We start from the raw sequence: 1,014 nt of genomic DNA on the forward strand, positions 1-1,014 counted from the left end.
GAGATTAACGGCTACCAGTATCACGGCCAGGTGATTGATACCGGGAAAAATACCCTCGGTTATCGCATCGAGGTGGATTCTGCGGCGTTCTCTGACAACGTCGGTCATGTGCTGAAAGAGGTGACGGTCCATGTCAGCGTCACCTCCCACGATGCGGCGGGCAATCTGGCGATTGCCACCAGCAGCCATGATGTGCATATCGACAACTTCGCGGAAAACACGGTACATATCGATACCGTCGCGGGTGATGACCTTATTAATATTAAGGAGTTTTCCGCGAACGGCGGCTTTACGCAGATCGCCGGTACCGTAACCGGCGTGGATGCGAAGATGGGGGATGCGGTTACCCTGGCACTGAAGGGCGGCGAGGTGATTCACAGTGTGGTTATCGCGCTGGCGGGCGGTGGACTGGGCTATAGCATCCCGGTAAATAGCCATAAGCTGGTAACTCATCCGGAATTTACGGTTTCTGTTACCTCTACGGATCCGGCAGGGAACAGCGTCACGCATTCTGAAACCAAAACCATCAGCGCCGATCTGTATACACAGTCGTATATCACCATTGATGACGTGACGGCTGATAACTTTATCAACATCAAGGAATCGACGGACAATCACGGCAAGACCACCATCAGTGGCACGGTGAGCGGAGATGCAAAAGAGCATGACACCGTTCAGCTGGTGATTAATGGTCAACACTATTCGGGGGAAGTGGAGAAGCTGGCGAACGGCAATCTGGTCTACCATATCCCGGTGGATACCCAGAACCTGGTCAACAACCCGGTGATTCATGCCAGCATCCATACCACGGACGAGCATGGCAACGAAATGACGGCGGTGACGAAACACCACGTTGGGCTGGATCTGGACGCCAGCGCCTCTATCGGCATCGATACCGTCGCAAGTGATGACATTATCAGTAAAGCCGAGTCCAACCTGCATAAGACGATCATCACGGGGCCGGTTGGCGGCGATGCGCAGAAAGACGATGTTGTCACCTTAACCTTCAATGGC

1 protein-coding gene is annotated in these 1,014 nt (G+C 53.7%); it reads left to right on the forward strand.

Annotation, left to right across the window (positions count from 1 at the left end):
- Window positions 1-1,014 (forward strand): Ig-like domain-containing protein (locus tag OGY13_RS00045; protein ID WP_286593096.1); only part of this gene is annotated, 1,014 nt, incomplete at both ends.

Source organism: Citrobacter sp. Cpo045 (genome assembly GCF_030332875.1).
In the GTDB taxonomy this organism is placed as follows: Bacteria; Pseudomonadota; Gammaproteobacteria; order Enterobacterales; family Enterobacteriaceae; genus Citrobacter; species Citrobacter portucalensis.